This is a genomic window from Mycobacterium sp. 1245499.0 (genome assembly GCF_001673615.1).
GTDB classification, from domain to species: domain Bacteria; phylum Actinomycetota; class Actinomycetes; order Mycobacteriales; family Mycobacteriaceae; genus Mycobacterium; species Mycobacterium europaeum_A.
On record NZ_LZMG01000334.1, the window covers coordinates 1 to 2,242 of the forward strand.

1 protein-coding gene and 1 pseudogene are annotated in these 2,242 nt (G+C 76.4%); both read right to left on the minus strand.

The features are described 5' to 3' along the window. Positions 1 to 61: 61 nt before the first annotated feature. On the minus strand, positions 62 to 1,765 hold the full coding sequence (locus tag A5646_RS20615) for a selenocysteine-specific translation elongation factor (protein WP_066866670.1): 1,704 nt from the start codon (positions 1,763 to 1,765) through the stop codon (positions 62 to 64). Then, positions 1,753 to 2,242, minus strand: a pseudogene (locus A5646_RS20620) (L-seryl-tRNA(Sec) selenium transferase); the annotation flags it as partial. The gene A5646_RS20615 and the pseudogene A5646_RS20620, both read right to left, overlap by 13 nt.

The window sequence follows — 2,242 nt, forward strand, 5'->3', positions numbered from 1 at the left end:
CGGCAAGGCCGACGGCGCCCGCCTCTCGGCCGCTGTCAAAGAGCGGCTGTAGCCAACCGGGTCAGAGCACCACCCGGGTTCCGTCATCGCCGCGGCGCGTCGCGCGCCGGGCGTCGAGGTGTTCCAGCAGCGGCACCGCCACCCGCCGGGTGGTGCCCAGCGCCCGGCGCGCCTCGCTGACGGTGAACGGTTGCGGCAGCCCCCTCAGCACGGTGGCGGCCCGGTCCAGTGCGTCGGGCCCCAGCACCACCCCGTCGGCGATCCGCGTCAGCCGCCCGGCCCGCACCGCCGCGGCCAGCTCGCGAGGACCCAGGTTCAGCTCGGCGAGCTCGTCGGCCTCGGGCGCCCGGAACGGCTCGGCGGCCAGCCAGTCCTCGACCGTGCGCACGGCCTTGTCGACGCGGGCCGGCAGGCCCGACGCGGGCGGGCGGACCAACCCGTCGGCCACCTCGAGACCCGTGCCGTCCAGCAACTTCGGCAGCAATTCGGCGGCGGGCAACCCGACCTGCTGCCGCAACGTCTCGAGCGGCATGCCCGCCGCGATGTCGTGCTCGCCCACCCAGCGCCGCACCGCCGCGGTGGCGTCCTCGCGCCGCGCCGCCCACCACTGCGGGTCCACCACCCAGTCGCTCACCCGCTGCCCGCGCGGCGGCAGACCCATGGCGCGCAGGTCGGCCGCGCGCGCGACGTCGGGGGCGCGGACCTGGCCGGTGGCCAGTTCTGCGGCGCGAACCCGCGCCGCGCCGCGCCGCCGCAGCGCGGGAGGGCGGACGTCGAGCACCCCGATGCCCGCCGCGATCCGGTGCTGTCCGGGGTCGCGGAGCAACCCGATGTCGCCCACCCGCAACGGCAGCGGCCTGGCCAGCCGCAGGCGCGCCGCGGCCGGCCCCAGCCGGCGAACCTGCACCGGCACGGCCGCCGACCCGACATGGAGCATGAGCTGGCGGCCCAGCGAGTCCGCCGATCGCAGGGCCACGTCGATCTCTGCGGTGTCCAGCCAGGCGCTCGGCGTGCGCACGGTGTCCCCGCGACCGATGTCGTGCCGGTCGACGCCGCGCAGATTCAGCGCGACCCGGGCCACCGCGCCGACCTCGGAATGGTTGCGGCCCAACGATTGCAGCCCGCGGACGGTGACGCGGCGCCCGGCGTGCTCGAGTTCGTCGCCCACCCGCACCGTGCCGGCGGCCAGCGTGCCGGTGACGACCGTCCCGGCACCCCGGACCGTGAAGCTGCGGTCCACCCACAGCCGCACGTCGGCCGCGGGGTCCGGGGCGGGCAGCCGGTCGGTCAGCGCCACCAGTTCGGCGCGCACCCGGCCCAGGTCGGTGCCGATAGCCACGGGAGCACCGGCGAGCGAGGTGGCGGCAAGCCGTTCGGACGCCTGGGTGGCGGCCGGGCCCGGATCGGCGAGGTCGGCCTTGCTGATCACCAGCAGCCCGTGGCGGACGCCGAGCGCGTCCAGCGCCGCCAGATGTTCCTCCGACTGCGGCATCCACCCCTCGGTGGCCGCGACGACGAACACCACTCCGCCGTTCAAGGGGACTGGCCCCAGGCCGGCCAGCATGTTGGCCACGAACCGCTCGTGGCCCGGCACGTCGACGAACGCGAGCTGGCGCCCGTCCAGCTCGGTCCACGCGAAGCCCAGATCGATGGTCAGGCCACGGCGCTGCTCTTCGGCCAGGCGATCCGGCCACATCCCGGTAATCCGTTGCAGCAGAGTCGATTTGCCGTGATCGACGTGTCCGGCGGTGGCTAAGACGAACACGCCCGTACCGCCGCGGCCAGCAGCTCGTCGTCCTCGGGTGCCACCGTGCGCAGGTCGAGCAGACACCGGCCGCCCTCCAGGCGGCCCACCACGGGCGGGGTGCCGAGCCGGAGCGCGGCCGCGTAGGACTCGGGCAAACTGACCGCGGCGCTGGGCAATTCGACCCCGGGCGCCCCGCCACCGCCGACGGCCGCGACGCAGTCCACCGCCGCCGCCCCTGCCAGCCCGGCGGCCAGCGCCTCGGCCCTTGCGCGCAGCCGGTCGACGTCGGCGGCCAGCGACTGGGCCACCGGCGGGGGCGGCCCGAGCAGCGTCGCTTCCAGCGCGGCCAGCGTCAGCTTGTCCACCCGCAGGGCGCGCGCGGCGGGATGGCGGCGAATCCGCTCGGTCAGCTCGGAGCGGCCGAAGAGCAACCCGGCCTGCGGCCCGCCGAGCAGTTTGTCCCCGCTCGCGGTCACCAGGTCGGCGCCGTCGGCC